The organism is Enterobacter sp. HMSC16D10 (genome assembly GCF_001807145.1).
GTDB lineage: Bacteria > Pseudomonadota > Gammaproteobacteria > Enterobacterales > Enterobacteriaceae > Enterobacter > Enterobacter roggenkampii.
In genome coordinates this window covers 266,195-290,373 of the sequence record NZ_KV787905.1, presented here as the reverse complement: position 1 = coordinate 290,373, position 24,179 = coordinate 266,195, and the positions used below count along the sequence as shown (strand labels likewise).

32 protein-coding genes are annotated in these 24,179 nt (G+C 54.6%); 15 read left to right on the top strand and 17 right to left on the bottom strand.

The window, feature by feature from the left end; translation table 11 throughout:
* Positions 1-76 precede the first annotated feature (76 nt).
* Positions 77-730, top strand: coding sequence for an isoprenoid biosynthesis glyoxalase ElbB (gene elbB / locus HMPREF3143_RS21530; protein ID WP_070534268.1), 654 nt, complete (start codon positions 77-79; stop codon positions 728-730).
* Positions 727-1,452: a monofunctional biosynthetic peptidoglycan transglycosylase gene (mtgA, locus tag HMPREF3143_RS21525; protein ID WP_070534267.1), complete on the top strand. Its 726-nt coding sequence runs from the start codon at positions 727-729 to the stop codon at positions 1,450-1,452. Before elbB ends, mtgA begins: the two co-directional genes overlap by 4 nt.
* 41 nt (positions 1,453-1,493) lie before the next feature.
* Here the strand turns inward: mtgA and npr are convergent, their stop codons facing one another.
* From npr to HMPREF3143_RS21470, 11 genes are all read right to left on the bottom strand, one after another.
* Positions 1,494-1,766 carry a PTS phosphocarrier protein NPr gene (gene npr, locus HMPREF3143_RS21520; RefSeq protein ID WP_003861872.1) on the bottom strand — a complete coding sequence of 91 codons (273 nt, stop codon included), beginning with the start codon at positions 1,764-1,766 and terminating at the stop codon, positions 1,494-1,496.
* Complete coding sequence (gene rapZ / locus HMPREF3143_RS21515; RefSeq protein WP_008501442.1) at positions 1,763-2,617, bottom strand: RNase adapter RapZ; 855 nt, start codon at positions 2,615-2,617, stop codon at positions 1,763-1,765. Before rapZ ends, npr begins: the two co-directional genes overlap by 4 nt.
* Before the next feature lie 45 nt (positions 2,618-2,662).
* On the bottom strand, positions 2,663-3,154 hold the full coding sequence (gene ptsN / locus HMPREF3143_RS21510) for a PTS IIA-like nitrogen regulatory protein PtsN (RefSeq protein ID WP_008501443.1): 492 nt from the start codon (positions 3,152-3,154) through the stop codon (positions 2,663-2,665).
* Positions 3,155-3,236: 82 nt separating this feature from the next.
* Positions 3,237-3,524 carry a ribosome hibernation promoting factor gene (hpf, locus tag HMPREF3143_RS21505; RefSeq protein ID WP_008501444.1) on the bottom strand — a complete coding sequence of 96 codons (288 nt, stop codon included), beginning with the start codon at positions 3,522-3,524 and terminating at the stop codon, positions 3,237-3,239.
* 22 nt (positions 3,525-3,546) lie between these two features.
* The gene (rpoN, locus tag HMPREF3143_RS21500) at positions 3,547-4,980 is read right to left on the bottom strand and encodes an RNA polymerase factor sigma-54 (RefSeq protein WP_008501445.1); all 1,434 of its coding nucleotides are present in this window, start codon (positions 4,978-4,980) and stop codon (positions 3,547-3,549) included.
* Between the two features lie 47 nt (positions 4,981-5,027).
* Positions 5,028-5,753 (bottom strand): LPS export ABC transporter ATP-binding protein, encoded by a 726-nt coding sequence (gene lptB, locus HMPREF3143_RS21495; RefSeq protein WP_008501446.1) that lies wholly within the window; start codon positions 5,751-5,753, stop codon positions 5,028-5,030.
* Between the two features lie 6 nt (positions 5,754-5,759).
* Positions 5,760-6,314: a lipopolysaccharide ABC transporter substrate-binding protein LptA gene (gene lptA, locus HMPREF3143_RS21490; protein WP_008501447.1), complete on the bottom strand. Its 555-nt coding sequence runs from the start codon at positions 6,312-6,314 to the stop codon at positions 5,760-5,762.
* On the bottom strand, positions 6,283-6,858 hold the full coding sequence (lptC, locus tag HMPREF3143_RS21485; protein WP_070534266.1) for an LPS export ABC transporter periplasmic protein LptC: 576 nt from the start codon (positions 6,856-6,858) through the stop codon (positions 6,283-6,285). Before lptC ends, lptA begins: the two co-directional genes overlap by 32 nt.
* Entirely contained in the window at positions 6,855-7,421 is a 567-nt protein-coding gene (gene kdsC, locus HMPREF3143_RS21480) for a 3-deoxy-manno-octulosonate-8-phosphatase KdsC (RefSeq protein ID WP_008501449.1), read from the bottom strand. The genes lptC and kdsC overlap by 4 nt, the downstream gene beginning before the upstream one ends.
* Before the next feature lie 14 nt (positions 7,422-7,435).
* Complete coding sequence (gene kdsD, locus HMPREF3143_RS21475; RefSeq protein ID WP_008501450.1) at positions 7,436-8,422, bottom strand: arabinose-5-phosphate isomerase KdsD; 987 nt, start codon at positions 8,420-8,422, stop codon at positions 7,436-7,438.
* A 13-nt stretch (positions 8,423-8,435) separates the two neighbouring features.
* Positions 8,436-9,413, bottom strand: coding sequence for a calcium/sodium antiporter (locus HMPREF3143_RS21470; RefSeq protein ID WP_008501451.1), 978 nt, complete (start codon positions 9,411-9,413; stop codon positions 8,436-8,438).
* A gap of 227 nt (positions 9,414-9,640) precedes the next feature.
* On the opposite strand from HMPREF3143_RS21470, the gene mlaF reads away from it, so the two are divergent.
* The 7 genes from mlaF to murA all read left to right on the top strand — a co-directional run bounded on the left by mlaF (position 9,641) and on the right by murA (position 14,434).
* The gene (gene mlaF / locus HMPREF3143_RS21465; protein ID WP_008501452.1) at positions 9,641-10,453 is read left to right on the top strand and encodes a phospholipid ABC transporter ATP-binding protein MlaF; all 813 of its coding nucleotides are present in this window, start codon (positions 9,641-9,643) and stop codon (positions 10,451-10,453) included.
* Between the two features lie 7 nt (positions 10,454-10,460).
* Entirely contained in the window at positions 10,461-11,243 is a 783-nt protein-coding gene (mlaE, locus tag HMPREF3143_RS21460) for a lipid asymmetry maintenance ABC transporter permease subunit MlaE (RefSeq protein ID WP_008501454.1), read from the top strand.
* Positions 11,244-11,247: 4 nt separating this feature from the next.
* Positions 11,248-11,796 carry an outer membrane lipid asymmetry maintenance protein MlaD gene (gene mlaD / locus HMPREF3143_RS21455; protein WP_008501455.1) on the top strand — a complete coding sequence of 183 codons (549 nt, stop codon included), beginning with the start codon at positions 11,248-11,250 and terminating at the stop codon, positions 11,794-11,796.
* An 18-nt stretch (positions 11,797-11,814) separates the two neighbouring features.
* The gene (gene mlaC, locus HMPREF3143_RS21450) at positions 11,815-12,450 is read left to right on the top strand and encodes a phospholipid-binding protein MlaC (protein WP_021242263.1); all 636 of its coding nucleotides are present in this window, start codon (positions 11,815-11,817) and stop codon (positions 12,448-12,450) included.
* Positions 12,450-12,743, top strand: coding sequence for a lipid asymmetry maintenance protein MlaB (mlaB, locus tag HMPREF3143_RS21445; protein ID WP_025912552.1), 294 nt, complete (start codon positions 12,450-12,452; stop codon positions 12,741-12,743). The genes mlaC and mlaB overlap by 1 nt, the downstream gene beginning before the upstream one ends.
* 126 nt (positions 12,744-12,869) lie before the next feature.
* The gene (gene ibaG, locus HMPREF3143_RS21440; RefSeq protein WP_070534265.1) at positions 12,870-13,124 is read left to right on the top strand and encodes a BolA family iron metabolism protein IbaG; all 255 of its coding nucleotides are present in this window, start codon (positions 12,870-12,872) and stop codon (positions 13,122-13,124) included.
* 50 nt (positions 13,125-13,174) lie between these two features.
* Positions 13,175-14,434, top strand: a complete 1,260-nt coding sequence (gene murA, locus HMPREF3143_RS21435; protein ID WP_008501459.1) for a UDP-N-acetylglucosamine 1-carboxyvinyltransferase — start codon at positions 13,175-13,177, stop codon at positions 14,432-14,434.
* A 60-nt stretch (positions 14,435-14,494) separates the two neighbouring features.
* Here the strand turns inward: murA and sfsB are convergent, their stop codons facing one another.
* Positions 14,495-14,782, bottom strand: coding sequence for a DNA-binding transcriptional regulator SfsB (gene sfsB / locus HMPREF3143_RS21430; RefSeq protein WP_008501460.1), 288 nt, complete (start codon positions 14,780-14,782; stop codon positions 14,495-14,497).
* Positions 14,783-15,011: 229 nt separating this feature from the next.
* Positions 15,012-15,983, bottom strand: a complete 972-nt coding sequence (gene ispB, locus HMPREF3143_RS21425; RefSeq protein WP_059363814.1) for an octaprenyl diphosphate synthase — start codon at positions 15,981-15,983, stop codon at positions 15,012-15,014.
* A gap of 257 nt (positions 15,984-16,240) precedes the next feature.
* Between ispB and rplU the strand changes: the two genes are divergently transcribed.
* The 4 genes from rplU (at position 16,241) to cgtA (ending at position 19,082) form a co-directional block, all read left to right on the top strand.
* Positions 16,241-16,552, top strand: coding sequence for a 50S ribosomal protein L21 (gene rplU, locus HMPREF3143_RS21420; protein WP_003025032.1), 312 nt, complete (start codon positions 16,241-16,243; stop codon positions 16,550-16,552).
* A 19-nt stretch (positions 16,553-16,571) separates the two neighbouring features.
* A complete protein-coding gene (gene rpmA, locus HMPREF3143_RS21415; protein ID WP_004385076.1) occupies positions 16,572-16,829 on the top strand; it encodes a 50S ribosomal protein L27 in 258 nt (85 codons plus the stop codon).
* A 96-nt stretch (positions 16,830-16,925) separates the two neighbouring features.
* The gene (locus tag HMPREF3143_RS21410; RefSeq protein WP_008501462.1) at positions 16,926-17,891 is read left to right on the top strand and encodes a DMT family transporter; all 966 of its coding nucleotides are present in this window, start codon (positions 16,926-16,928) and stop codon (positions 17,889-17,891) included.
* Positions 17,892-17,906: 15 nt separating this feature from the next.
* Positions 17,907-19,082 (top strand): Obg family GTPase CgtA, encoded by a 1,176-nt coding sequence (gene cgtA / locus HMPREF3143_RS21405; RefSeq protein WP_021242261.1) that lies wholly within the window; start codon positions 17,907-17,909, stop codon positions 19,080-19,082.
* Positions 19,083-19,116: 34 nt separating this feature from the next.
* Here the strand turns inward: cgtA and pmrB are convergent, their stop codons facing one another.
* From pmrB to dacB, 3 genes are read right to left on the bottom strand one after another with little or no spacing between them, the layout of a single operon-like run.
* Positions 19,117-20,160: a two-component system sensor histidine kinase PmrB gene (gene pmrB, locus HMPREF3143_RS21400; protein ID WP_063417658.1), complete on the bottom strand. Its 1,044-nt coding sequence runs from the start codon at positions 20,158-20,160 to the stop codon at positions 19,117-19,119.
* Positions 20,157-20,819, bottom strand: a complete 663-nt coding sequence (gene pmrA, locus HMPREF3143_RS21395) for a two-component system response regulator PmrA (RefSeq protein WP_008501465.1) — start codon at positions 20,817-20,819, stop codon at positions 20,157-20,159. The genes pmrB and pmrA overlap by 4 nt, the downstream gene beginning before the upstream one ends.
* A gap of 2 nt (positions 20,820-20,821) precedes the next feature.
* Complete coding sequence (dacB, locus tag HMPREF3143_RS21390; protein ID WP_021242259.1) at positions 20,822-22,255, bottom strand: serine-type D-Ala-D-Ala carboxypeptidase; 1,434 nt, start codon at positions 22,253-22,255, stop codon at positions 20,822-20,824.
* 228 nt (positions 22,256-22,483) lie between these two features.
* On the opposite strand from dacB, the gene greA reads away from it, so the two are divergent.
* Positions 22,484-22,960 carry a transcription elongation factor GreA gene (gene greA, locus HMPREF3143_RS21385; protein WP_003861815.1) on the top strand — a complete coding sequence of 159 codons (477 nt, stop codon included), beginning with the start codon at positions 22,484-22,486 and terminating at the stop codon, positions 22,958-22,960.
* A gap of 151 nt (positions 22,961-23,111) precedes the next feature.
* Here the strand turns inward: greA and yhbY are convergent, their stop codons facing one another.
* Complete coding sequence (gene yhbY, locus HMPREF3143_RS21380; protein WP_003861814.1) at positions 23,112-23,405, bottom strand: ribosome assembly RNA-binding protein YhbY; 294 nt, start codon at positions 23,403-23,405, stop codon at positions 23,112-23,114.
* A gap of 127 nt (positions 23,406-23,532) precedes the next feature.
* On the opposite strand from yhbY, the gene rlmE reads away from it, so the two are divergent.
* Positions 23,533-24,159: a 23S rRNA (uridine(2552)-2'-O)-methyltransferase RlmE gene (gene rlmE, locus HMPREF3143_RS21375; protein ID WP_003861812.1), complete on the top strand. Its 627-nt coding sequence runs from the start codon at positions 23,533-23,535 to the stop codon at positions 24,157-24,159.
* Positions 24,160-24,179: the final 20 nt, after the last annotated feature.

The window sequence follows — 24,179 nt, the reverse complement described above, 5'->3', positions numbered from 1 at the left end:
GTGAAATGTGTGAAGCATAGCGTTTTAATCAAAATTATTAATGTGCTTCAGCAAGTTGCAGAAAAGGATTGTCATGATGAAAAAGATTGGTGTCGTGCTAAGCGGATGCGGTGTTTACGATGGCTCTGAGATACATGAAGCCGTCATCACGCTGCTGGCCCTGGCTAAGCAGGGAGCCGAGGTGATTTGTTTTGCGCCAGACAAAAATCAGGCGGATGTGATTAACCATCTGACCGGTGAGCCGATGGCGGAAACCCGTAACGTGCTGATTGAAGCCGCGCGCATTGCGCGAGGTGACATCCATCCTCTTATTCAGGCAGATCCTGCAGAGCTTGATGCGCTCATTGTGCCGGGTGGGTTTGGCGCAGCCCAAAATCTCAGTACCTTTGCCGCGCAGGGCGCGGAGTGTCAGATCGATCCTCATCTCAAAGCGCTGTCGCAGGCCATGCATGCGGCAGGGAAACCGCTGGGCTTTATCTGTATCGCACCGGCGATGTTGCCTAAAATTTTTGATTTCCCGCTGCGCCTGACTATCGGGACGGATATTGATACCGCAGAGATTGTCGAAGAAATGGGGGGCGAACACGTTCCGTGCCCGGTGGATGACATTGTGGTTGATGAAGATAACAAGATTGTCACCACGCCTGCGTATATGCTGGCGAAGAATATCGCGGAAGCCGCCGTGGGCATTGAAAAACTGGTCGCCCGCGTGCTGGTGCTGACGGAATGAGGCGTCCGTTTTCCGCAGGCGCATGGGTGAAACGCCTTCTTCTACGCATCGTTCTCGTCATGGCGGTGTTCTGGGGAGGCGGGCTGGCCCTGTTCAGCATTATGCCGGTCCCGTTCTCTGCCGTGATGGTTGAGCGTCAGCTCGGCGCGTGGCTCAGCGGCGATTTCGGCTATGTTGCCCATTCTGACTGGGTAAGCATGGACGAGATCTCTCCGTTTATAGGGCTGGCGGTCATCGCAGCGGAGGATCAGAAATTCCCGGAGCACTGGGGGTTCGACGTTGCGGCCATTGAGAAGGCGCTGGCGCATAACGAACGCCATGAAAACCGCGTGCGCGGCGCGTCAACGTTGTCGCAGCAGACGGCCAAAAATCTGTTTCTGTGGGACGGCCGCAGCTGGGTGCGAAAGGGGCTGGAAGCGGGGCTCACCCTGGGCATGGAAACGGTCTGGAGCAAAAAGCGCATTCTGACCGTGTATCTCAACGTTGCCGAGTTTGGCGACGGGGTATTTGGTGTCGAAGCTGCATCACAACGCTATTTTAATAAACCCGCCAGCAAGCTGAGCATGTCTGAGGCGGCGCTGCTCGCGGCTGTTCTGCCTAATCCCATCCGTTTTAAAGCCAGTGCCCCCTCAGGGTACGTGCGAAGCCGTCAGGCGTGGATTATGCGCCAGATGCGTCAGTTGGGAGGAGAAGGGTTTATGGAGAGCAACAAACTTATGTAGGGCGGGTAAGCGCAGCGCCACCCGCCTGAAGGGCAGAGACCTTAATCTTCGTCGAACCCTGCGTTAAACAGCGCAATCACCGCCGCCAGCGCTTCCTCTTCCTGGGGGCCGGTGGCTTCGACTTCAATCTGACGCCCTTTGGCGGAATCCAGCATCAGCAGCGCAATGACGCTGTTCGCCTCCGCTTCGGTACCTTCGTCATTCCGCAGCAGAACTTCTGCATCGAAACCCTGCATCAGCTCAAACAGCTTCATCGCCGGGCGCGCATGCATGCCCAGCTTATTGGTGATCTCAACGGTCTGTTTTACGGTCATGTTTTACGTTTTTCCAGCGTGCGATGACGGGACTGAACGTTCTTTCCGCGCGAGCGGAAGTAGTCGGCCAGCTGTTCGGCGATGTAGACCGAACGATGTTTACCGCCGGTACAGCCAATCGCTACCGTCAGATAGCTACGATTGTTTGTCTCCAGCATAGGTAACCATAGCTCAAGGTAGCTTCGCGTCTGGTAGATAAAATTGTGAACTTCTGTGTGCCTGTCGAGGAAGGCCGCAACGGGTTTATCCAGACCGGTCATGGGACGCAGTTTCGGATCCCAGTGCGGGTTCGGCAGGAAGCGCACGTCGAAAACATAATCCGCATCAATCGGGATACCGTGCTTGAAGCCAAAGGATTCGAACACCATCGTCAGTTCGCGTTCGCGTTTTCCCAGCAAGCGGGTACGCAGCATTTCTGCCAGCTCGTGAACGGACATCTCAGAGGTGTCGACAATCAGGTCGGCGCGAGAACGCAGCGGCTCCAGCAGATCGCTCTCTTCATCGATTGCGCTCTCCAGGGAGAGGTTCTTACTGGAAAGCGGGTGCAAACGACGGGTGTCGCTGTAGCGGCGAATCAGGGTATTACGGTCGGCATCGAGGAACAGCAGCTGAGGCGAGAACGTGTCAGGCAGATTACTCATTGCCTGTTCGAAGATCTCTGGCGATTCCGGCATGTTACGAACGTCGATACTGACGGCGGCCGAGGTCTGTCTCTCGGCAAGCGTACGGGCCAGGTCGGGCAACAACACGACCGGCAGGTTATCGACGCAGTAAAAACCCATGTCTTCCAGCGCGCGCAGAGCCACGGATTTCCCCGACCCTGAACGACCGCTGACAATCATCAGCACCATGTTCCGTTTCTCCTCAGGACAACAGATGTGAAGGCCATCTCCTGGTTATGCATCATCCTGATTGCCTTCTGCTTCGGTGATAATTTGATAAAGCTCTTCATCACTTTGAGCCGAGCGCAGTCGACGGCAAATGGTTTTATCAGCCAGACGCTTGGCGACCAGCGACAGCGTATGCAGATGGGTTTTCGTCTGGTCAGCAGGCACCAGCAGCGCGAAGAGGAGATCGACGGGCTGGTTATCAATGGCATCAAAGGCGATCGGTGTTTCAAGCTGCACAAACACACCGACGGCACGCAGGGTATCCTCTTCCAGCTTGCCGTGCGGGATTGCGATGCCGTTGCCGATACCGGTACTGCCCATCTTTTCACGGGTCAGAATCGCTTCGAACACCACCTGCGGCGGCAGGCCCAGCTGTTTTGCGGCCAGTTCACTGATGATTTCCAGCGCACGTTTTTTGCTCTGGCAGTGAACCGCACTGCGGGTACATTCCTGGTTAAGGACATTGCTCAGTTGAAGAGCGGAATCGTTGTTCATCATAATTTCACCTAAGCGCTAACTGTACAAATGGCCTGTTGTGTTTCACAACAGGCCGTCCTGCACCCGTTAACTGCCCGGACAATTAGTGTTGTTTCAGTTTATCTTTATGTTTATTGAGCTGTCGCGCAAGCTTATCAATCAAGCCGTCGATAGCAGCGTACATGTCTTGCCCTTCCGCACTGGCATGCAGTTCCCCCCCGTTAACATGCAGGGTGGCATCCGAGATATGAGTCACTTTCTCCACTTTCAACACAATGTAGACCTGATTGATCCTTTCGAAATACTGCTCGAGTTTTGCAAACTTCGCGTTCACAAAGTCGCGTAAAGCCTCAGTAATTTCGACGTTTTGTCCAGTGATGTTGAGCTGCATAGTGTCTTCCTTATCGGTTTTGTCAGACCAGCTGTTTACGCTGGTTGGACGGCGGAATGGATAAAGACTCTCGATACTTCGCAACAGTACGACGTGCCACCATAATACCCTGATCGGACAGCATGGTGGTTAACTTACTGTCGCTTAGTGGCTTCGCGGGGTTCTCCGCGGCGATCAACTTCTTCACCAGAGCACGAATGGCCGTTGACGACGCTTCGCCGCCGCCCTCGGTATTCACATGGCTGGAGAAGAAATACTTAAGCTCAAAAATACCGCGTGGACTGTGCAGATACTTCTGCGTGGTGACACGGGAAATGGTTGATTCATGCATCTCGACGGCCTGGGCGATATCCGCCAGCACCATCGGTTTCATATACTCTTCGCCCTGCTCAAAGAAAGCCTGCTGCTGTTCGACAATACAGCGGCTGACGCGTAGCAGCGTATCATTTCGGCTCTCCAGACTTTTGATCAGCCATCGCGCTTCCTGCAAATTGCTACGAATATATTGATTGTCGGCGTCGTTACGCACGCTGGTGCACATGGAGGCATACTGCTGGTTGATTTGCAGGCGAGGGATGCTGTCTGAATTCAGTTCAACGACCCAGCGGCCGTTGTGTTTTCTGACCAGCACATCCGGGATCACGTACTCGGGCTCGCTGGTCTGGATCGACTGACCGGGGCGCGGATCGAGCGACTGGATCAGATTCACCGCTTCTTTCAGCACCTCTTCTTTCAGGCGCGTGACGCGCATCAGGGTGCGGAAATCGTGGTTCGCCAGCAGATCCAGATGATCGCTGATGATCGCGCGCGCCTCCTCGAGCCATGGCGTCTCTTTGCTGAACTGAGAAAGCTGGATCAGCAGGCAGTCGCGCAGATCTTTTGCGGCCACGCCTACCGGATCGAAACGCTGGATGCGCTTCAGAACGGCTTCGACTTCCTCAAGCTCAATCTCGTCGTCGCCCATGCTTTCCAGTATATCGTCGAGGGTGACGGTCAAATAGCCGGTGTCGTCAACGGCATCGACAATGGACGTGGCAATCGCGCGGTCGGTATCGGAGAAGGGGGTGAGTTCCACCTGCCACATCAGGTAATCCTGCAGCGACTGGGTGGTTTCGCCCTGATAGACCGGTAGCTCATCGTCCTGGTAGTCCGCACGCGTACCGGAAGGGGTTCCGGCGGTGTAGATTTCATCCCAGCTGGCATCAAGCGGAAGCTCGTCGGGCATCTCTTTTTGTTCGAGTGCATCCGCGGTATCGAGCGCTTCAGTATCCTGCGATTGCTGGGTATCTACCTCGTCATGAAGATCGGTTTGTTCCAGCAGGGGGTTACTGTCCAGCGCCTGCTGGAGCTCCTGCTGAAGTTCTAACGTGGACAGTTGCAACAGGCGAATTGCCTGCTGTAGCTGCGGCGTCATCGCCAGTTGTTGGCTGAGCCTTAATTGCAAACCTTGCTTCATGTTCAGAGCATTTTTCTCCGGTTCGGCGTTACGTTACCTCTACCCTATCAGAGTCTGAAGTCTTCCCCAAGATAGACGCGCTTAACATGATCGTCTTCGAGGATCTGCTGCGGCGTACCGTGGGCGATCAGATTGCCCTGGCTGACAATATAGGCGCGTTCACATACGGCCAGCGTTTCACGCACGTTGTGGTCGGTGATCAGTACGCCAAGCCCGCTGTCGCGCAGGTGCTCAATGATACGTTTAATGTCGATAACGGAGATGGGGTCAACGCCCGCAAACGGTTCATCCAGAAGGATAAATTTCGGGTTTGCGGCCAGCGCACGCGCAATCTCAACGCGACGGCGTTCGCCCCCGGAGAGTGCCTGACCGAGGCTGTCGCGCAAATGCTCAATGTGGAACTCTTCCATCAGCTCGTTAGCACGGTCCTGACGCTGTTCGTTGGTCAAGTCGTTACGAATTTGCAGGACCGCCATCAGGTTGTCGTAAACGCTGAGACGACGGAAAATGGAGGCTTCCTGCGGCAGATAGCCGATCCCGCGACGCGCGCGCGCGTGCAGCGGCAGAAGGCTGATGTCTTCATCGTCAATGATAATGTTGCCGGCATCGCGCGGCACAATACCCACCACCATGTAGAAGGTGGTCGTTTTACCCGCACCGTTCGGGCCAAGCAGCCCCACGATTTCGCCGGAGTTGACGGTCAGACTGACATCTTCTACGACACGGCGGCCCTTATAGGCCTTCGCGAGGTTTTTTGCAGTTAATGTTGCCATAACGAATTAGTTACTCTTCTTCTGTGCCGGGGCCTGGCCCTTGCCTTTGTCCTGCAGCTGCGACGGAACCAGTACGGTGGTCACGCGTTTGCCTTTCTCGCTGGAGGCCTGCATTTTTTGCTCTTTAACCAGATAGGTAATCTGGTCGCCGGTAATGTTGCTGTCCAGCTGTTCCAGATACGCATTCCCGGTCAGGATGACCAGATCCTTCGCCAGCTCATAGTGCATGTGCGTAGCGCGGCCTTTCACCGGCTTGCCGTTGTCCTGCATTTGATAGAAGGTTGCCGGGTTGCCGTAACCATCAATAATCTCTTTGCCCTGCTCGCCACCCGGACGGGTCACGACCACTTTGTCGGCGTTGATTTTGATGGTGCCCTGGGTCATGACGACGTTACCCGTGAAGGTGACGACGTTACCCTGCATATCGAGAGACTGGGTGTCGGACTCAATATGGATCGGCTGGTCGGTATCGCCCGTTACAGCAAGCGCGGGGAGACTGGCCGCCAGCATCGCGCTGGCGATAATTACTTTAAGGCTGAGTTTGTTTGTTTTGAATTTCATAGGAGGTTCTAACCTTTTCAATCAGCTCGGCGTTCTTGCTGCGTAAGTTCCCGCGCATTCTTAAACCGCTGGAATTAAATGTTGTGCCATACAGTGTGACCAGATCCTGCGACGTCACGTCCTGGGTTACCAGGTTGATCTGGGCATTATCCGTCGTAATTTTTCGCAGTTGCGAGTCAGCGGTCAGGGCGTTGACTTCAACGTGGCCATACAGATAAAGCATACGGTCATTTGTCAGTTTGGCCCGATCTGACTTAATTGACCACGTCGGCACTTTGTCTTTATCAAATGTGGTCATCACAGGTTGGGTAAACCATGAAACGCCATCATCGGAAAAATATTCAACATGCTGGGCAATCAGGCGATAGTTCAGCACGCCTTCCGGGCTGTAGACCACGGTGTCGCTGTGATCGCTTTTATAGGTTGGATCGGTATTGTTGATCACTTCCGTTTGCGTATCGTCGCGATCGGCAAGGTTCACGCCAATCAATACCAGTGCGACAAGCGAAAGCAAAATGATAATCCAACGTCTGGTTTTACTCATATCGATTGCCCTTTGGCCTCATCAAGCTTGCCCTGCGCCAGCAGAAGCAGATCGCAGACTTCACGGACAGCGCCGCGGCCACCGTTGATGTGGGTAACGTAGTCGGCGCGCGGGATCAGCAGCGGATGCGCATCGGCAACGGCGATGCTCAGCCCAACTTCAGCCATCACCGGCCAGTCAATCAGGTCGTCCCCGACGTAGGCCACGTTTTCCGGTGCGATAGCCAGTTTACCCAGTAAATCATTGAACGCCGCCATCTTATCGGATTGACCCTGATACAGATGGGTAATACCTAAAGTTTCACAGCGGTCTTCTACCAGTTTAGCGTTTCGTCCGGTGATGATCGCCACCTCAATCCCCGAGGTGAGCGCACAGCGGATACCGTAGCCGTCGCGAACGTTAAACGCCTTCAGCTCTTCACCATTATTGCCCATGTAAATCAGGCCGTCGGAGAGAACCCCATCCACATCGAGGATGAGCAGACGAATGTTTTCCGCCTTTGCCATCATCTGCGTGCTGACCGGACCATAACAGGTTGCAAGGGATGCACCCGCATTACTCATTGTCTTATCCTTCATTACACTACGCCTGCGCGCAGCAGATCATGCATATGTACCACACCCAGCAACTGGTCGCCATCGGCAACCATAACGGAGGTGATATGGCGGGACTGCATCAGGTTCAGCACATCCACGGCCAGCGTACCCGGACGCACGCGGATACCGCCCGGCGTCATCACGTCGGCAATGCCGAGCGTGCGGACATCGACACCCATATCGAACACGCGACGCAGGTCGCCATCGGTGAAGATCCCCTGAATTTTCATCAGATCGTCGCACACGACCGTCATCCCCAGATTCTTACGGGTGATCTCCAGCAGCGCATCACGCAGGGAGGCTTCTTTACTGACGTGAGGGATCTCATCCCCGGTGTGCATAATATCGTTTACCCGCAGCAGGAGCTTGCGCCCCAGCGCGCCGCCCGGGTGGGAAAGCGCGAAATCTTCCGGCGTAAAGCCACGGGCTTCAAGCAGCGCCACGGCAAGCGCATCGCCCATGACCAGTGCAGCGGTGGTGCTGGAGGTCGGCGCCAGACCGAGCGGACAGGCCTCCTTGGGAACCTTCACGCACAGGTGAATATCGGCTGCACGCGCCATGCTGCTTTCCGGACGGCTGGTCATGCAAATCAGCGGCACCTGCAGTCGCTTCAGAACCGGGATGAGCGCCAGGATTTCATTGGACTCACCGGAGTTGGAGAGCGCGATGACGATATCCTGCGGCGTGACCATACCCAGGTCCCCGTGCGCGGCTTCCCCCGGGTGGACAAAGAAGGAAGAGGTGCCGGTACTGGCAAAGGTTGCCGCCATTTTGCGTCCAATGTGGCCGGATTTGCCCATCCCCATCACCACGACTTTGCCGGCGCAGTAGAATATCTTCTCACATGCCAGACTAAAATCCTGATTAATGTACTGATCTAACTGCGCCAGACCTTCACGTTCAATCTCCAGAACGTCTTTACCTGCTTTCTGAAAGTCAAAACCCGGCTGCAATTCTATTTGCGACATAATGCGTTTCCGTTTACCCAGAGAGAAGAGGCGAGAGCCAGTACAGCATCGCCATCCATACGATAAATCCACCCGTCAGCAGCGCGCCTGCGCCTTTGCCGATCTGTCGTTGCCGCCGCCAGCAGAGCAGGGCAAAAATTACGCTGACCAGCAACATCACGCCGTAATCACGTGAGAACGCCAGAGGATTAAAGGGCCCTGGCGAAATCAGGGCCGGCAGACCCATCACAATGGCGATATTAAAAATGTTAGAACCGATGATATTACCAATGGCAATGTCATCCTCACCTTTACGTGCCCCCGCAATGGCGGTGGCCAGCTCCGGCAGGCTGGTGCCGATGGCAATCACCGTCAGGCCTATCGTCAGCTCGCTGATGGCAAAATAGTTCGCCAGCACCGTCGCGTTATCCACGACCATGCGCGTTGCCATCGGCATGATGATCAGCGCGACGCCCAGCCAGAGCAGGGCAACAGGCAGCGTGCCTTCTCGCGGAAGCTCGGCGACCTGCTCGCGCGTGAGGCTATCCTGACCCTGCTTTTCAGCCAGACGGGCGATCTTAACACTATACAGCAGCCAAATAACGGCCAGCGCCAGCAGGAAAATGCCGTCGCTGTAGCTCAGTACGCCATCGTAAAATACGCACCCTGCCAGCAGGCTTACGAGTAACATTAGCGGCAATTCACGGCGCAGAACATCAGAATGCACGCGAAAAGGATGGAGCAGCGCGGCCAGGCCTAAAATCAATAAAATATTGACGATGTTAGAGCCAATGGCGGTGCCGACTGCCAGGTCTACCTGACCATGCAGCGAGGCAGAGACAGAGACGATGATTTCAGGAAGCGACGTTCCTACGCTGACCACGGTCATCCCGATGACAACAGGCGGTACGCCACTCAGGCGACACAGGATAGATGCAGCAAACACTAAACGGTCAGCACTGTAGACCACCAACAGTAAACCAATTATTAACAGTGCTGTTGCTAAAAGCATCAAAAGTCCTTTCTTCAGGTATACTCGTCGGTCCATTGCTCGGGAATGGCTGGACTGCATACAGTCTGAGGCGTAACGAATTCCTAATTTTGACTTTATGCGCCGGAAAAGTAAAACAAATGCCAGCTTTCGCTAACCTCTACGGTTATTATTCTGTAAAAATGCGGAGTTTAGGGCTGATTCAGGCTACATGCCTTAACGTGAGCAGGATAAGAAAGGAACCATAAATGAGCCAAACCATGGCGAATTTAGTCGATGTCCGCGGGGTGAGTTTTTCTCGCGCCAACAGATTGATATTTGATGATATTTCGTTGACCGTGCCGCGTGGCAAAATTACTGCCATCATGGGGCCGTCCGGGATCGGTAAAACGACCCTGCTCCGCCTTATCGGTGGGCAGATCCCACCGGATAGCGGTGAAATCCTCTTTGATGGCGAAAACATCCCGGAGATGTCGCGCTCGCGCCTGTATACTGTTCGCAAACGCATGAGCATGCTCTTTCAGTCGGGGGCTTTGTTCACCGACATGAACGTCTTTGATAACGTTGCCTATCCGCTGCGCGAGCATACCAGCCTGCCGCCTGCGCTGCTGAAAAGCACGGTGATGATGAAGCTAGAAGCCGTCGGGCTGCGGGGCGCCGCGAAGCTGATGCCTTCGGAACTGTCCGGCGGGATGGCGCGTCGTGCCGCGCTGGCGCGAGCCATCGCATTAGAACCTGATTTAATTATGTTCGACGAACCGTTTGTCGGGCAGGATCCCATCACGATGGGCGTGCTGGTGAAGCTCATATCTGAGCTGAACAGCGCGCTTGGCGTCACCTGCATTGTGGTGTCTCACGATGTACCTGAAGTGTTGAGCATTGCCGATTACGCCTACATCGTAGCGGACAAAAAGATCGTCGCACACGGTAGCGCCCAGGCGCTGCAGGAAAATTGCGATCCGCGCGTGCGGCAGTTCCTCGACGGTATTGCCGATGGCCCTGTGCCGTTCCGCTACCCGGCGGGCGACTATCGTGACGATTTACTGGGAATAGGGAGTTAAGCCACTCATGCTGTTAAATGCGTTGGCCGCTCTCGGACACCGTGGCATAAAAACCATCAGGACGTTCGGGCGTGCCGGATTGATGTTATTCAACGCGCTGGTCGGCAAGCCGGAATTCCGTAAGCACGCGCCGCTATTGGTGCGTCAGCTTTATAACGTCGGCGTGCTGTCGATGCTCATCATCATTGTCTCCGGTCTGTTTATCGGTATGGTGCTGGGTCTGCAGGGCTACCTGGTGCTGACAACCTACAGTGCGGAAACCAGCCTCGGGATGCTGGTGGCGCTCTCGCTGCTGCGTGAACTGGGGCCCGTTGTGGCGGCGCTGCTTTTCGCCGGGCGCGCGGGGTCGGCCTTAACGGCTGAAATTGGCCTGATGCGCGCGACCGAGCAGCTCTCCAGCATGGAAATGATGGCGGTCGATCCGCTGCGTCGCGTGATCTCGCCGCGTTTCTGGGCCGGGGTCATCTCTTTACCGCTGCTGACGATTCTGTTTGTCGCCGTTGGGATCTGGGGCGGTTCGCTGGTTGGCGTGCACTGGAAAGGCATTGATGCCGGTTTCTTCTGGTCTGCCATGCAGGACGCCATTGATCTGCGAATGGATCTGATTAACTGCCTGATTAAGAGCGTGGTATTTGCCATTACGGTCACCTGGATTGCATTGTTCAATGGTTACGATGCCATCCCGACGTCGGCGGGCATTAGCCGCGCAACTACACGTACAGTCGTTCATTCGTCGCTGGCCGTACTGGGTCTGGATTTTGTGCTCACCGCACTGATGTTTGGGAATTGAGTTCATGCAAACGAGAAAAAATGAAATTTGGGTCGGTGTATTCCTGCTGCTGGCGCTGCTGGCCGCGCTGTTTATCTGCCTCAGAGCGGCGGATATCACGTCTGTGCGCACCGAGCCGACGTATCGCATCTATGCCACCTTCGATAACATCGGCGGGCTGAAGGCGCGTTCACCGGTCCGTATTGGCGGCGTGGTGATCGGACGCGTATCTGACATTACGCTGGATGAGAAGACCTATCTGCCACGTGTCGCGATGGATATCGAAGAGCGTTACAACCACATTCCGGACACCAGCTCCCTTTCTATCCGGACTTCCGGTCTGCTGGGCGAACAATATCTGGCGCTTAACGTCGGTTTTGAAGACCCCGAGCTGGGAACGACTATCCTTAAGGACGGGAGCGTGATCCAGGACACCAAGTCCGCCATGGTGCTGGAAGATATGATTGGTCAGTTCCTTTACAACAGTAAAGGGGATGATAAAAAGTCTGACAATGCCCCTGCGCAGAGTGAAGACCATACCAATGCTGCGCCGACCCCAGGTGCTGCGAATTAATATCAGGAGAAGTCATTCATGTTTAAACGACTGTTAATGGTTGCCATGCTGGTTATTGCCCCTCTCACCGCGGTGCACGCGGCGGATCAGAGTAACCCGTACAAACTGATGGACGAAGCCGCGAAGAAAACCTTCGATCGTCTTAAAAACGAGCAGCCTAAGATTCGTGCTAATCCTGATTACCTGCGTGACGTGGTTGACCAGGAGCTGCTGCCGTACGTGCAGATCAAATATGCGGGAGCCCTGGTGCTGGGCCGCTATTACAAAGACGCAACCCCGGCGCAGCGTGAGGCCTATTTTGCCGCTTTCCGTGAATACCTGAAGCAGGCGTATGGTCAGGCGCTGGCGATGTACCACGGTCAGACCTATCAGATCGCCCCGGAGCAGCCGCTGGGTGATGCGACCATCGTCCCTATTCGCGTAACGATTAACGATCCTAACGGCCGTCCGCCGGTGCGTCTGGATTTCCAGTGGCGTAAAAACAGCCAGACCGGCCACTGGCAGGCGTATGACATGATCGCCGAAGGCGTAAGCATGATCACCACCAAACAGAACGAGTGGAGCGACCTGCTGCGCACCAAGGGGATTGATGGCCTGACCGCGCAGCTGCAGTCCATCGCTCGTCAGAAAATTAGTCTGGACGAGAAGAAGTAATGTCACAGCAACTCAGCTGGTCGCGTGAAGGCGAGACATTAAAGCTGTCCGGTGAGCTGGATCAGGATCTGCTGAACCCCTTATGGGATAAGCGCCATGAGGCCATGCAGGGCGTGACGGTTATTGACTTAACCAACGTCACGCGGGTAGATACGGCAGGCGTTGCACTGCTTGCCCATCTGGTTGCGGTAGGGAAAAAGCAGGGGGCGAGCGTCACGCTTCGCGGCGCGAGCGAGAATGTCGTGACTCTGGCGCAGCTCTACAATCTCCCTCAGGACGTACTGCCTCGTTAATATTTTCAGTGCGTTACTTCCGAAAGCCCTGACAGTTTCATCGTCGGGGCTTTTTGCTTGTTTAAGACGACGCCACTTTGCTCTAAGATGTTGGGCTTGTTTTCACTATCAGATGATTAAGAGCCCATGGAAAATCATGAAATCCAGACAGTGCTGATGAATGCACTCTCCCTTCAGGAAGCCCACGTCACAGGCGATGGCAGTCACTTCCAGGTTATTGCTGTGGGTGAGATGTTCGACGGTATGAGCCGTGTGAAGAAACAGCAGGCTGTATACGCGCCGCTGATGGAATATATTGCGGATAACCGCATCCACGCCCTGTCGATTAAAGCGTTCACCCCGCAAGAGAGGGCACGCGATCGCAAACTAAACGGTTTTTGAGCTGAGGGCGACAGGCCCGCAGCACGGTTGAATTTATAAGAGAGCACACCATGGATAAATTTCGTGTACAGGGGCCAACGCGTCTCCAGGGCGAAGTCACAATTTCTGGCGCGAAAAACGCCGCGCTGCCCATCCTCTTTGCTGCGCTGCTTGCGGAAGAGCCAGTAGAGATTCAGAACGTACCGAAGCTGAAAGATATCGACACCACCATGAAGCTGCTCACCCAGTTGGGCACGAAAGTCGAGCGTAACGGTTCCGTCTGGATCGACGCCAGCAAGGTGAATAACTTCTCTGCCCCTTACGATCTGGTGAAAACCATGCGTGCTTCCATCTGGGCGCTTGGCCCGCTGGTGGCGCGTTTCGGTCAGGGTCAGGTCTCGCTGCCGGGTGGTTGCGCTATCGGTGCGCGTCCGGTTGACCTGCACATCTTTGGCCTGGAAAAACTGGGCGCAGAGATCAAGCTGGAAGAAGGCTACGTTAAAGCGTCCGTCAATGGTCGTCTGAAAGGCGCGCACATTGTTATGGACAAAGTGAGCGTGGGCGCAACGGTGACCATTATGTCTGCGGCAACGCTGGCAGAAGGGACCACGATCATCGAAAACGCCGCGCGTGAACCGGAGATTGTGGATACTGCCAACTTCCTCGTGGCGCTGGGTGCGAAGATCTCCGGTCAGGGTACCGACCGCATCACCATCGAAGGCGTTGAGCGTCTGGGCGGGGGTGTCTATCGCGTACTGCCGGACCGTATCGAAACCGGTACCTTCCTGATCGCTGCTGCGATCTCTGGCGGGAAAATTGTTTGTCGCAACGCGCAGCCAGATACCCTGGATGCGGTGCTGGCGAAACTGCGCGATGCGGGCGCGGATATCGAAATCGGTGAAGACTGGATTAGCCTTGATATGCATGGACAGCGTCCAAAAGCGGTCAATGTGCGTACGGCACCGCATCCGGCGTTCCCAACTGACATGCAGGCACAGTTCACCTTGTTGAACCTGGTCGCCGAAGGGACCGGCTTTATCACGGAAACCATTTTCGAGAACCGCTTTATGCACGTACCGGAGCTGATCCGTATGGGGGCTCGTGCCGAGATCGAAAGTAATACCGTGATTTGCCACGGCGTTGAGAAACTGTCCGGTGCTCAGGTGATGGCAACCGATCTGCGTGCGTCTGCCAGCCTGGTGTTGGCGGGTTGTATCGCGGAAGGCACAACGATCGTGGATCGTATTTATCACATCGATCGTGGCTATGAGCGTATCGAAGATAAACTGCGCGCGCTGGGTGCCAATATCGAGCGTGTGAAGGGCGAGTAATCGTTCCGGCAGCCCCCTGCCAGAAATGACCGGGGGGTTGCTGTTCCTGTCAAAAAAACCTTATTCCTGCGATTCTTTTTTTACTTTTCTCTGGCGAATCATGCGCGATCTGTCGATAAATTCATGGGTGACAGGATCGTGGTAGCGCGAAGGCCAAATCACCCACGGATGCGTGTCCAGCGCCGTTGCGATAATTAATTCTCCTTTTGGCCAGGGGCGGGTGAGGGCGTTTGCCAGAGTTGAAGAACTCAGTCCATGGCGGCGGGACTCTGCTGCCAGTGAAGTGCCTTTTTTGCGCAGTGCGGCAATAATATCAGCCGTGTGCCAGTCGATAAATTTCGTATCCATAACGCCGTCCTTAAGTTCGGATTCACCTACGCCGTTTCTTCTGAAACGACGGGTTTACTATACCCATTTCGAACTCTTGTTCTAAAAAGTTCGCGTTACTTGAAGGAATATTCAGAATAAGACATGGCTTTATTCATGCGGTCTCTAAACCGATGAATTTACATGAACGCGGAATTTACTGGTGTGTACTGGAATCTCCCCGCCAGGATCGCGGGGAGAAAAAGGGAGATTAACGGTCGCGCTGAACGGCGATGTGGGCAAGACCAATCAGTGCCTCGCGCCATGGGCTGTCGGGAATAACCTGAAGGGCTTCGATGGCTTTGTCGGCTTCTTCTTCTGCACGCTGACGCGTCCATTCCAGCGATCCGCAGATTGCCATGGTTTCCAGTACAGCTTCCAGAAGATGGCGGCCATTTCCCTGCTCAATCGCTTCACGGATCATCTTCGCCTGGTCGGCCGTTCCGTTACGCATGGCGTGGAGCAGCGGCAGGGTCGGTTTGCCTTCGTTCAGGTCATCGCCAACGTTTTTGCCGAGCGTCTCGCCGTCCGCACTGTAGTCCAGCAGATCGTCAATCAGCTGGAAGGCTGTGCCCAGATAGCGGCCATAGTCCTGCAGGCCTTTTTCCTGCGCTTCGGTACAGCCCGCCAAAATGCCGGAACACTGGGCCGCCGCTTCAAACAGGCGCGCGGTTTTGCTGTAGATGACGCGCATGTAGTTTTCTTCAGTGATGTCCGGGTCGTTGACGTTCATCAGCTGCAGCACTTCGCCTTCAGCGATGACGTTAACGGCTTCGGACATCACTTCCAGCACTTTCAGGGAACCCAGGCTGGTCATCATCTGGAAGGCGCGGGTATAGATAAAATCTCCCACCAGGACGCTGGCTGCGTTCCCGAACGCGGCGTTAGCCGTGGCTTTGCCACGACGCATATCCGATTCATCCACCACATCGTCGTGCAGAAGCGTCGCCGTGTGGATAAATTCGATGAGCGCGGCGATAGTGATGTGGGCATTTCCCTGATAGCCAACGGCTCTGGCAGCCAGAATAGCAATCATCGGACGAATGCGTTTACCGCCGCCGCTGACAATGTAATAGCCCAACTGATTGATCAGCTGAACGTCAGAGTTGAGTTGCTCCAGGATTGCTGCATTCACACCCGCCATATCTTGCGCGGTTAACTCGTTGATTTTTTCTAAATTCATCGCAAAAGCCGGGCTTTTTATCCTGTTGATCCCATCTTCAATGGGGTAACGAAGGGTTTCGGTTTATCAATAGTAGTGCTGATTGTACTGAAAAAACGGCTCAGATAAACGTTACCGTACGTGTTGTGTTTTTTTTCTTCATGTATTGACGGTAGCACTTGTCAAAGGCTCGCGTTTTGCGTAATATTCGCGCCCTATTGTGAATATTTATAGCGCACTCTGATTCATACGAGGACGTGCGCGGAAGCGGAGTTTATATGTACGCGGTTTTCCAAAGTGGTGGTAAACAACACCGAGTAAGCGAAGGTCAGACCGTTCGCCTGGAAAAGCTGGACATCGCAACTGGCGAATCTGTTGAGTTCGCAGAAGTTCTGATGATCGCAAACGGTGAAGAAGTCAAAATCGGCGTTCCTTTCGTTGATGGCGGCGTTATCAAAGCTGAAGTTGTTGCACACGGTCGTGGCGAGAAAGTTAAAATCGTTAAGTTTCGTCGTCGTAAGCACTACCGTAAGCAGCAGGGCCACCGTCAGTGGTTCACTGATGTGAAAATTACTGGCATCAGCGCCTAAGACCTGAGGAGAGATTTAAATGGCACATAAAAAGGCTGGCGGCTCCACACGTAACGGTCGCGATTCAGAAGCTAAACGCCTGGGCGTTAAGCGTTTCGGTGGCGAATCCGTTCTGGCGGGTAGCATCATCGTTCGTCAACGTGGTACCAAATTCCACGCTGGCAACAACGTAGGTTGCGGTCGTGACCACACTCTGTTTGCTAAAGCAGACGGTAAAGTGAAATTTGAAGTTAAAGGCCCGAACAACCGTAAATACATCAGCATCGTTGCTGAGTAAGGTTTTCTCGGTCCGGTAACGGATTAAAGCCCCGCACCCTGTTGCGGGGCTTTTTACATTGGAAACCCGGTAATTTTTTCTGTAGGGAAAACGGGCATGAAGCAGCAGGCCGGCATAGGAATTCTTTTGGCGCTCACAACCGCAATGTGCTGGGGTGCGCTGCCAATTGCAATGAAGCAGGTACTGGAAGTGATGGAGCCGCCTACGGTGGTCTTTTATCGCTTTCTGATGGCAAGCATCGGCCTCGGGGCGATTCTGGCCATCAAAGGTAAGCTTCCACCCTTGCGGCTCTTCCGTAAACCGCGCTGGCTGGTGTTACTGGCTATCGCAACGGGCGGTCTGTTCGGTAACTTCATCCTGTTCAGCTCTTCCCTGCAATATCTCAGCCCCACGGCGTCGCAGGTGATTGGTCAGCTTTCGCCGGTGGGCATGATGGTCGCCAGCGTCTTTATCCTCAAGGAGAAGATGCGCGGTACGCAGATTATCGGGGCGAGCATGCTGTTGTGCGGTCTGGTGATGTTCTTCAACACCAGTCTGATCGAGATTTTTACCCGCCTGACGGATTACACCTGGGGTGTCATTTTCGGCGTGGGGGCAGCAACGGTCTGGGTGAGCTATGGCGTCGCGCAAAAGGTGTTATTGCGTCGGCTTGCCTCACAGCAGATCCTCTTTTTGCTGTACACTTTGTGTACAATAGCATTGCTGCCATTAGCGAAGCCGGGCGTGATTACCCAGCTTAGCGACTGGCAACTGGCGTGCCTCATTTTTTGTGGACTGAACACGCTGGTCGGTTATGGCGCGCTGGCCGAAGCGATGGCGCGCTGGCAGGCAGCACAGGTGAGCGCGTTGATCACGCTTACCCCGCTGTTTACGCTGTTATTTTCAGATTTGTTATCAATGGCCTGGCCCGATGTCTTCGTCAGACCGATGCTCAACCTGTTGGGTTATCTCGGTGCGTTTGTCGTGGTTGCGGGCGCGATGTATTCCGCCATTGGTCATCGTCTTTGGGGACGTTGGCGCAAAAATGAAGCGGTTGTAGTAGTCCCCCGCTCAGGCGAATGAGTTACGGAGAGTAAAATGAAGTTTGTTGATGAAGCGACGATCCTGGTCGTGGCTGGTGATGGCGGCAACGGTTGCGTGAGCTTCCGCCGTGAAAAGTATATCCCTCGTGGCGGTCCTGATGGCGGCGACGGTGGGGATGGTGGTGACGTGTGGCTGGAGGCGGATGAGAACCTCAACACGCTGATCGACTACCGTTTCGAAAAATCCTTCCGCGCTGAACGTGGCCAGAACGGCCAGAGCCGTGACTGTACCGGGAAACGCGGTAAAGACGTCACCATTAAAGTGCCGGTCGGTACGCGTGTGATTGACCAGGGGACGGGTGAAACCATGGGCGACATGACCAAACACGGTCAGCGCCTGATGGTGGCGAAAGGCGGCTGGCACGGTCTGGGTAACAGCCGTTTCAAATCTTCCGTTAACCGTACGCCGCGTCAGAAAACGATGGGTACGCCGGGCGATAAGCGCGACCTGCAGCTGGAACTGATGCTTCTGGCTGACGTGGGCATGCTGGGTATGCCAAACGCAGGTAAATCGACGTTTATTCGCGCGGTTTCTGCGGCGAAGCCAAAAGTGGCTGATTATCCATTTACCACGCTGGTACCAAGCCTGGGCGTTGTCCGTATGGATAACGAGAAGAGCTTCGTGGTCGCCGATATTCCGGGCCTGATTGAAGGCGCCGCGGAAGGGGCGGGTCTGGGCATTCGCTTCCTGAAACACCTTGAGCGCTGCCGCGTGCTGCTGCACCTCATTGATATCGATCCTATCGACGGTTCCGATCCGGTTGAAAACGCCCGCATCATCGTTGGCGAACTGGAGAAATACAGCGAGAAACTGGCGAACAAACCACGCTGGCTGGTCTTCAACAAGATCGACCTGATGGACAAAGCCGAAGCGGAAGCAAAAGCGAAAGCCATTGCTGAAGCGATGGGTTGGGAAGATAAATACTACCTGATCTCTGCGGCAAGCCAGGTTGGCGTGAAAGATCTGTGCTGGGATGTGATGACCTTCATCATTGAGAACCCAATTGTTCAGGCGGAAGAAGTCAAACAGCCTGAAAAAGTCGAATTCATGTGGGATGACTACCACCGCCAGCAGCTCGAAGAGCTGGAAGCAGAAGAAGACGATGAAGACTGGGATGATGACTGGGATGAAGACGACGAAGAAGGCGTCGAGTTCATCTACAAGCACTAATTGCTGTTCAAAGCCCCCGTTATGGGGGCTTTTTTTATTCCAGCGTTGCGGGCAGCCAGCAGCTGGCGATTAAGCCACCTTCAGCGCCATTCTCAAGCGTTAGCCTGCCGTGGTGGAGCTGGAGGATGCGCTGCACGATGCTCAGGCCCAGCCCACTGCCTCCGTAGCGCTGGTCAAGACGGCGGAATGGCTCGGTAATTGACTGTCGGTGCGCTTCATCAATTCCAGGACCCTGATCGATAACGCTAATCTGCGTCCCGCCCTCGACCTCGGTTAATGTCACTGTAATCGTTGTCCCTGACGGGCTGTAGCGCCCGGCATTCTCCAGCAGGTTGCGCAGCATGAGGCGCAGGAGAACGGCGTCTCCCTGAACCGTGAGCGCGCTTTTAGCCGGCCAAATCACCGTATGCTCTTTGGCTTCATGCCCCAGGCCAAGAGGTTCAATGATATTTTCCGTCCAGTTCACGGTTTCGTAGTGTCCGCTCGCCATGGCCTGTCCGGCCCGGGCCAGCATCAGCAGCTGTTCGACGGTATGCATGAGCTGATCGATACGGCTAATCAGCGTGGCGGCCTGTGGCGCACCTGACTGCGACATCAGCTCCAGATGGAGCCGGATGCCAGCAAGAGGCGTTCTCAGCTCGTGAGCGGCGTCTGCGGTGAAGAGACGTTCCTGCTTAATGGTGCTATCCAGCCGGGCCAGCAGCTGGTTCAGGGAGGTCGTCACCGCGCCAATTTCTTCCATGTCGGAATACATGGGAAGCGGGGTTAAGTTATCGGCTGAACGATTAGCGAGGCTGGCGCGGAGTTTATTCAGCGGCCGGGTTATCCAGGTGACCGCCCAGAAAGAGAAGAGCAGGGTAAAGCCAACCATCACCAGGGAAGGGACCAGCAGCGAGGCAATCGCTTCGCGTATCTCTTTCTCAACGTGATTATTGCGCGCTTTCGCTGACAGCGTTTCGTTGACCAGAAAACCAATCTGTTCACGGCTTTCATGCCATAGCCAGATGACGCTTATCAGCTGGAAAAACAGGAGAATGACCGCCAGCAGTACCATCAGACGCCGACGCATGCTGTTCATTTCTGGCTCTCCAGACGATAGCCGACGCCGCGAACGGTTTTGATCCTGTCTTTGCCGAGCTTACGCCTCAGATTATGGATGTGGACCTCAAGGGTATTTGACCCGGGATCGTCCTGCCAGGAGTAGATATCCTGCTGGAGCGTTTCTCTGTGTACCGTTTGCCCGCTGCGCATGATCAGACGCGTAAGCAAGGCGAACTCTTTTGGCGTGACCTCTACGGCCTGATCCTGTTGCAGCACCTGCTGGGTTTGCAAATTCAGCGTAATGTCGCCGTCGGTCAGTAAGTTATCACTATGGCCCTGATAACGGCGAATCAACGCTCGCACCCGTGCCTGCAGCTCCGCGAGCGCGAAAGGCTTCACCAGATAATCATCTGCGCCTGCATCGAGGCCGGTGATACGATCTTCAATGGCATCACGTGCCGTCAGGATCAGGACGGGATTGTTGATGCCGCGACGTCGCCACTGGCTGAGCAGCGTGGCGCCGTCTTTATCCGGCAAGCCCAAATCGAGGATCACCAGACTGTATTCGCCGCTCTGGATCAGGGCATCCGCCTCTGCTGCGGTGCCTGCACAGTCGAGAGCATACCCTTCATTGGCCAGCCCCAGCGCCAGCCCTTCCTGCAATAACAGATCGTCTTCAACTATAAGTAGTTTCATCGCTAGTTATTCTGGTAGATGTCCTTATAAAGCCTGCTTTCGAAGCGAACCAGCGGAATACGACGATTGCGCTGATCGGTCGGTTCGACGGCATAGCCGGAAAGATACTGCACGAATGCCATGCGCTGTCCGCTGGCGGTAGTGATGAAGCCTGCAAGGTTGTAAACCCCCTGCAGTGAGCCTGTTTTCGCGGAGACTTTGCCATCCACGCCGGCAGCGTGAAGCCCTGCGCGGTACTGCAGTGAACCGTCATGTCCGGCCAGCGGCAGCATTGAAATAAAGTTTAGCTCAGTGTCATGCTGTGCAATGTACTGAAGCACCTGCATCATCGTGGCCGGAGAGATCAAATTATGGCGCGACAGGCCGGAGCCATCGACGGCGATGGTATTACCCAGATCGATCCCCGCCTGCTGGCGCAGAATCTGACGCACCGCGTCTGAGCCCGCGCGCCAGGTTCCCGGCACGCCGAAACGGGCGTGGCCAATCATGCGGAACACCGTATCGGCAATCATATTGTCCGACTTTTTCAGCATAATTCGCAGTAAATCGTGCAGCGGCGCAGACTGTTTGCTGGCGATGACCGTGCCGGGCTGGTTGACCTGCGTCTGACGAAGCAGGGTGCCGGAATAGGTTATTCCCGCTTGTTTCAGCTCATCTTTCAGAATGGCGCCTGCATAGCTTGCGCCATCCTGTATCGCAAAGGCCAGCGGCAGCGGATCGGCGCGCTGCGTCAGGCAGCCGGTGAGCGTGAAGCGGTTAAGGTCGCCTGGCACCACATCCAGTTCGCAATACTGGGCATCGGGGGAACCCTTGGCCAGCGTGCGAACCTGGCTAAACATGGTGACCGGGTAGTAGGACGCGATGCGGATAAACGCTAAATCATCCGGCTTCGGCGCACTGTAAAGCGAAACCGAGAAGCAGTTGCGGTCAACAATCGCGGCGGCGGGCGGGGCGCTAAAACACTGCGTCATGTCGTTCCACGGCCAGCCCGGGGCTTTGTCGTGGCTGGCAAAGATGGACGTGTCAATCAGCACATTGCCGTCAATTTTCTGCACGCCGGTTTTTTTCAGTACCGCGACCATATTGCGGATATCCTGGCGTTTAAAGGTCGGATCGCCGCCAAAACGGGCGATAAGATCGCCTTTCAGTTCGCCACCCTCGACGTTACCTTTGGTTTCAAGGGTGGTCGTAAAACGGAAGTCAGGCCCGAGCTGGAGCAGAGCGGCGAGGGCGGTGATCACCTTTTGGGTACTGGCAGGCAGCGCCATCTGTTGACTGTGATAGTCAATCTCGGGAGCCTGTGCGCCAACCTTCTGCACCATCAGGGCAAGGTTCGCGCCTGCGGGAAGCTGATTAATGTACTCATCAACATTCGCGGCCTGGGCGGTGAACGTTATACTGGTAGTCAATCCGATGATAAAACTGGAAAATCGCATAATCTCGCGCTAACAACCCGAAAACAAACCGTCATACTACGGTGCATGGCACTGCAAAGTAAACGATGACCCATAGTGAACTTCGCGGTAAAATGCGTATCAAATTGAAAAATTGCTGCTGACCTGGGGCGTTGCTCCCGGGTCGGTTTTCTTTTTGCTTCTGGCCTGTTCAGGTGGGCTGGAGCAGGGAACACTGCTCCCAACAGGAATGTTTAAGAGGTATAACAAATGCAAGCTATTCCGATGACCTTACGTGGTGCCGAAAAACTGCGCGAAGAGCTGGATTTTCTGAAATCCGTACGTCGCCCTGAAATCATCGCCGCTATCGCGGAAGCGCGTGAGCATGGCGACCTGAAAGAGAACGCTGAATACCACGCCGCGCGTGAGCAGCAGGGCTTCTGTGAAGGGCGTATTAAAGATATCGAAGCAAAACTGTCCAATGCACAGGTTATCGATATCACCAAAATGCCGAATAATGGCCGTGTGATTTTTGGTTCAACCGTTACCGTGCTGAACCTGGACAACGACGAAGAGCAGACCTATCGCATCGTGGGTGATGATGAAGCTGACTTCAAACAGAACCTGATTTCGGTGAACTCGCCGATTGCTCGCGGCCTGATTGGCAAAGAGCAGGACGATGTTGTCACCATCCGCACCCCTGGCGGTGAAGTGGAATACGAAATTATTAAGGTTGAATATCTGTAATTCGCTTCTCTACTAAGATGTTGATACATTGTAAAGAAAAGAAAAAGGCCGCGTAGCGGCCTTTTATCAACTCAAGGAGCATGGCATTTTGCTCGCCTGCTGACAGAAATCCCTCGTTTCACACAGAAAATGTGTTTAATTCAGGATATCCTTAACGTGGCAGCGAGATTTTACGCTCTTTAGATGGGCGGTAGAGCACCAGCGTTTTACCGATGACCTGTACATTACAGGCGCCGGTTTCGCGCACGATGGCTTCCACGATCAGGTTTTTAGTGTCTCTGTCTTCAGAGGCGATTTTCACCTTGATCAGCTCGTGGTGTTCCAGCGCTTGTTCAATCTCGGCAAGCACCCCTTCGGTCAAACCATTGTTGCCAAGCATCACTACAGGCTTGAGCGGATGTGCCAGACCTTTAAGGTGCTGTTTTTGTTTAGTACTCAGATTCATCGTATATTTTTGCTTACGTTGGGATTGAAAACGGTTCATTCTACCGCCATCTCCCTAATATCGCCAAATAGCTGCGTAGAAATTTACGTCACAGGCAAGTAACGATGAACCAGGACGGAAATGTTAAATGACAGGTAAAAAGCGTTCTGCCAGCTCCAGCCGCTGGCTTCAGGAACACTTTAGCGATAAATATGTTCAACAGGCACAGAAAAAGGGGTTGCGTTCCCGTGCCTGGTTTAAACTTGATGAAATACAGCAAAGTGACAAACTTTTTAAGCCGGGGATGACGGTTGTTGACCTCGGTGCGGCACCTGGCGGATGGTCCCAGTATGCGGTAACGCAGATCGGCGGAACGGGCCGAATCATCGCGTGCGATCTTTTACCAATGGATCCCATCGTCGGTGTCGACTTCCTTCAGGGCGACTTTCGTGATGAATTAGTGCTGAAAGCGTTACTTGATCGTGTAGGTGACAGTAAGGTCCAGGTTGTCATGTCAGATATGGCACCAAATATGTGCGGAACACCGGCGGTGGATATCCCCCGCGCCATGTATCTGGTGGAGCTAGCGTTAGAAATGTGTCGTGATGTACTAGCGCCTGGTGGTAGTTTTGTTGTGAAGGTGTTTCAGGGCGAAGGTTTCGAGGAGTATCTTAAGGAAATTCGCTCCCTGTTTGCGAAGGTCAAAGTTCGTAAGCCGGACTCTTCCCGGGCCCGTTCCCGTGAAGTGTATATTGTAGCGACCGGGCGAAAATGATAACCGGGAGATTTCAGACG

Bases quoted from the DNA above. Each gene is read 5' to 3' on its own strand.
- rlmE (WP_003861812.1), top strand. From the start codon at position 23,533: ATGACAGGTAAAAAGCGTTCTGCCAGCTCCAGCCGCTGGCTTCAGGAA.
- kdsD (WP_008501450.1), bottom strand. From the start codon at position 8,422: ATGTCGCAAATAGAATTGCAGCCGGGTTTTGACTTTCAGAAAGCAGGT.
- hpf (WP_008501444.1), bottom strand. From the start codon at position 3,524: ATGCAGCTCAACATCACTGGACAAAACGTCGAAATTACTGAGGCTTTA.
- mlaB (WP_025912552.1), top strand. From the start codon at position 12,450: ATGTCACAGCAACTCAGCTGGTCGCGTGAAGGCGAGACATTAAAGCTG.
- ibaG (WP_070534265.1), top strand. From the start codon at position 12,870: ATGGAAAATCATGAAATCCAGACAGTGCTGATGAATGCACTCTCCCTT.
- ispB (WP_059363814.1), bottom strand. From the start codon at position 15,983: ATGAATTTAGAAAAAATCAACGAGTTAACCGCGCAAGATATGGCGGGT.
- sfsB (WP_008501460.1), bottom strand. From the start codon at position 14,782: ATGGATACGAAATTTATCGACTGGCACACGGCTGATATTATTGCCGCA.
- mtgA (WP_070534267.1), top strand. From the start codon at position 727: ATGAGGCGTCCGTTTTCCGCAGGCGCATGGGTGAAACGCCTTCTTCTA.
- greA (WP_003861815.1), top strand. From the start codon at position 22,484: ATGCAAGCTATTCCGATGACCTTACGTGGTGCCGAAAAACTGCGCGAA.
- kdsC (WP_008501449.1), bottom strand. From the start codon at position 7,421: ATGAGTAATGCGGGTGCATCCCTTGCAACCTGTTATGGTCCGGTCAGC.
- rapZ (WP_008501442.1), bottom strand. From the start codon at position 2,617: ATGGTGCTGATGATTGTCAGCGGTCGTTCAGGGTCGGGGAAATCCGTG.
- yhbY (WP_003861814.1), bottom strand. From the start codon at position 23,405: ATGAATCTGAGTACTAAACAAAAACAGCACCTTAAAGGTCTGGCACAT.
- mlaF (WP_008501452.1), top strand. From the start codon at position 9,641: ATGAGCCAAACCATGGCGAATTTAGTCGATGTCCGCGGGGTGAGTTTT.
- pmrB (WP_063417658.1), bottom strand. From the start codon at position 20,160: ATGAACAGCATGCGTCGGCGTCTGATGGTACTGCTGGCGGTCATTCTC.
- npr (WP_003861872.1), bottom strand. From the start codon at position 1,766: ATGACCGTAAAACAGACCGTTGAGATCACCAATAAGCTGGGCATGCAT.
- lptB (WP_008501446.1), bottom strand. From the start codon at position 5,753: ATGGCAACATTAACTGCAAAAAACCTCGCGAAGGCCTATAAGGGCCGC.
- HMPREF3143_RS21410 (WP_008501462.1), top strand. From the start codon at position 16,926: ATGAAGCAGCAGGCCGGCATAGGAATTCTTTTGGCGCTCACAACCGCA.
- cgtA (WP_021242261.1), top strand. From the start codon at position 17,907: ATGAAGTTTGTTGATGAAGCGACGATCCTGGTCGTGGCTGGTGATGGC.
- mlaE (WP_008501454.1), top strand. From the start codon at position 10,461: ATGCTGTTAAATGCGTTGGCCGCTCTCGGACACCGTGGCATAAAAACC.
- mlaC (WP_021242263.1), top strand. From the start codon at position 11,815: ATGTTTAAACGACTGTTAATGGTTGCCATGCTGGTTATTGCCCCTCTC.
- rpoN (WP_008501445.1), bottom strand. From the start codon at position 4,980: ATGAAGCAAGGTTTGCAATTAAGGCTCAGCCAACAACTGGCGATGACG.
- ptsN (WP_008501443.1), bottom strand. From the start codon at position 3,154: ATGATGAACAACGATTCCGCTCTTCAACTGAGCAATGTCCTTAACCAG.
- mlaD (WP_008501455.1), top strand. From the start codon at position 11,248: ATGCAAACGAGAAAAAATGAAATTTGGGTCGGTGTATTCCTGCTGCTG.
- pmrA (WP_008501465.1), bottom strand. From the start codon at position 20,819: ATGAAACTACTTATAGTTGAAGACGATCTGTTATTGCAGGAAGGGCTG.
- elbB (WP_070534268.1), top strand. From the start codon at position 77: ATGAAAAAGATTGGTGTCGTGCTAAGCGGATGCGGTGTTTACGATGGC.
- rpmA (WP_004385076.1), top strand. From the start codon at position 16,572: ATGGCACATAAAAAGGCTGGCGGCTCCACACGTAACGGTCGCGATTCA.
- murA (WP_008501459.1), top strand. From the start codon at position 13,175: ATGGATAAATTTCGTGTACAGGGGCCAACGCGTCTCCAGGGCGAAGTC.
- lptA (WP_008501447.1), bottom strand. From the start codon at position 6,314: ATGAAATTCAAAACAAACAAACTCAGCCTTAAAGTAATTATCGCCAGC.
- dacB (WP_021242259.1), bottom strand. From the start codon at position 22,255: ATGCGATTTTCCAGTTTTATCATCGGATTGACTACCAGTATAACGTTC.
- lptC (WP_070534266.1), bottom strand. From the start codon at position 6,858: ATGAGTAAAACCAGACGTTGGATTATCATTTTGCTTTCGCTTGTCGCA.
- HMPREF3143_RS21470 (WP_008501451.1), bottom strand. From the start codon at position 9,413: ATGCTTTTAGCAACAGCACTGTTAATAATTGGTTTACTGTTGGTGGTC.
- rplU (WP_003025032.1), top strand. From the start codon at position 16,241: ATGTACGCGGTTTTCCAAAGTGGTGGTAAACAACACCGAGTAAGCGAA.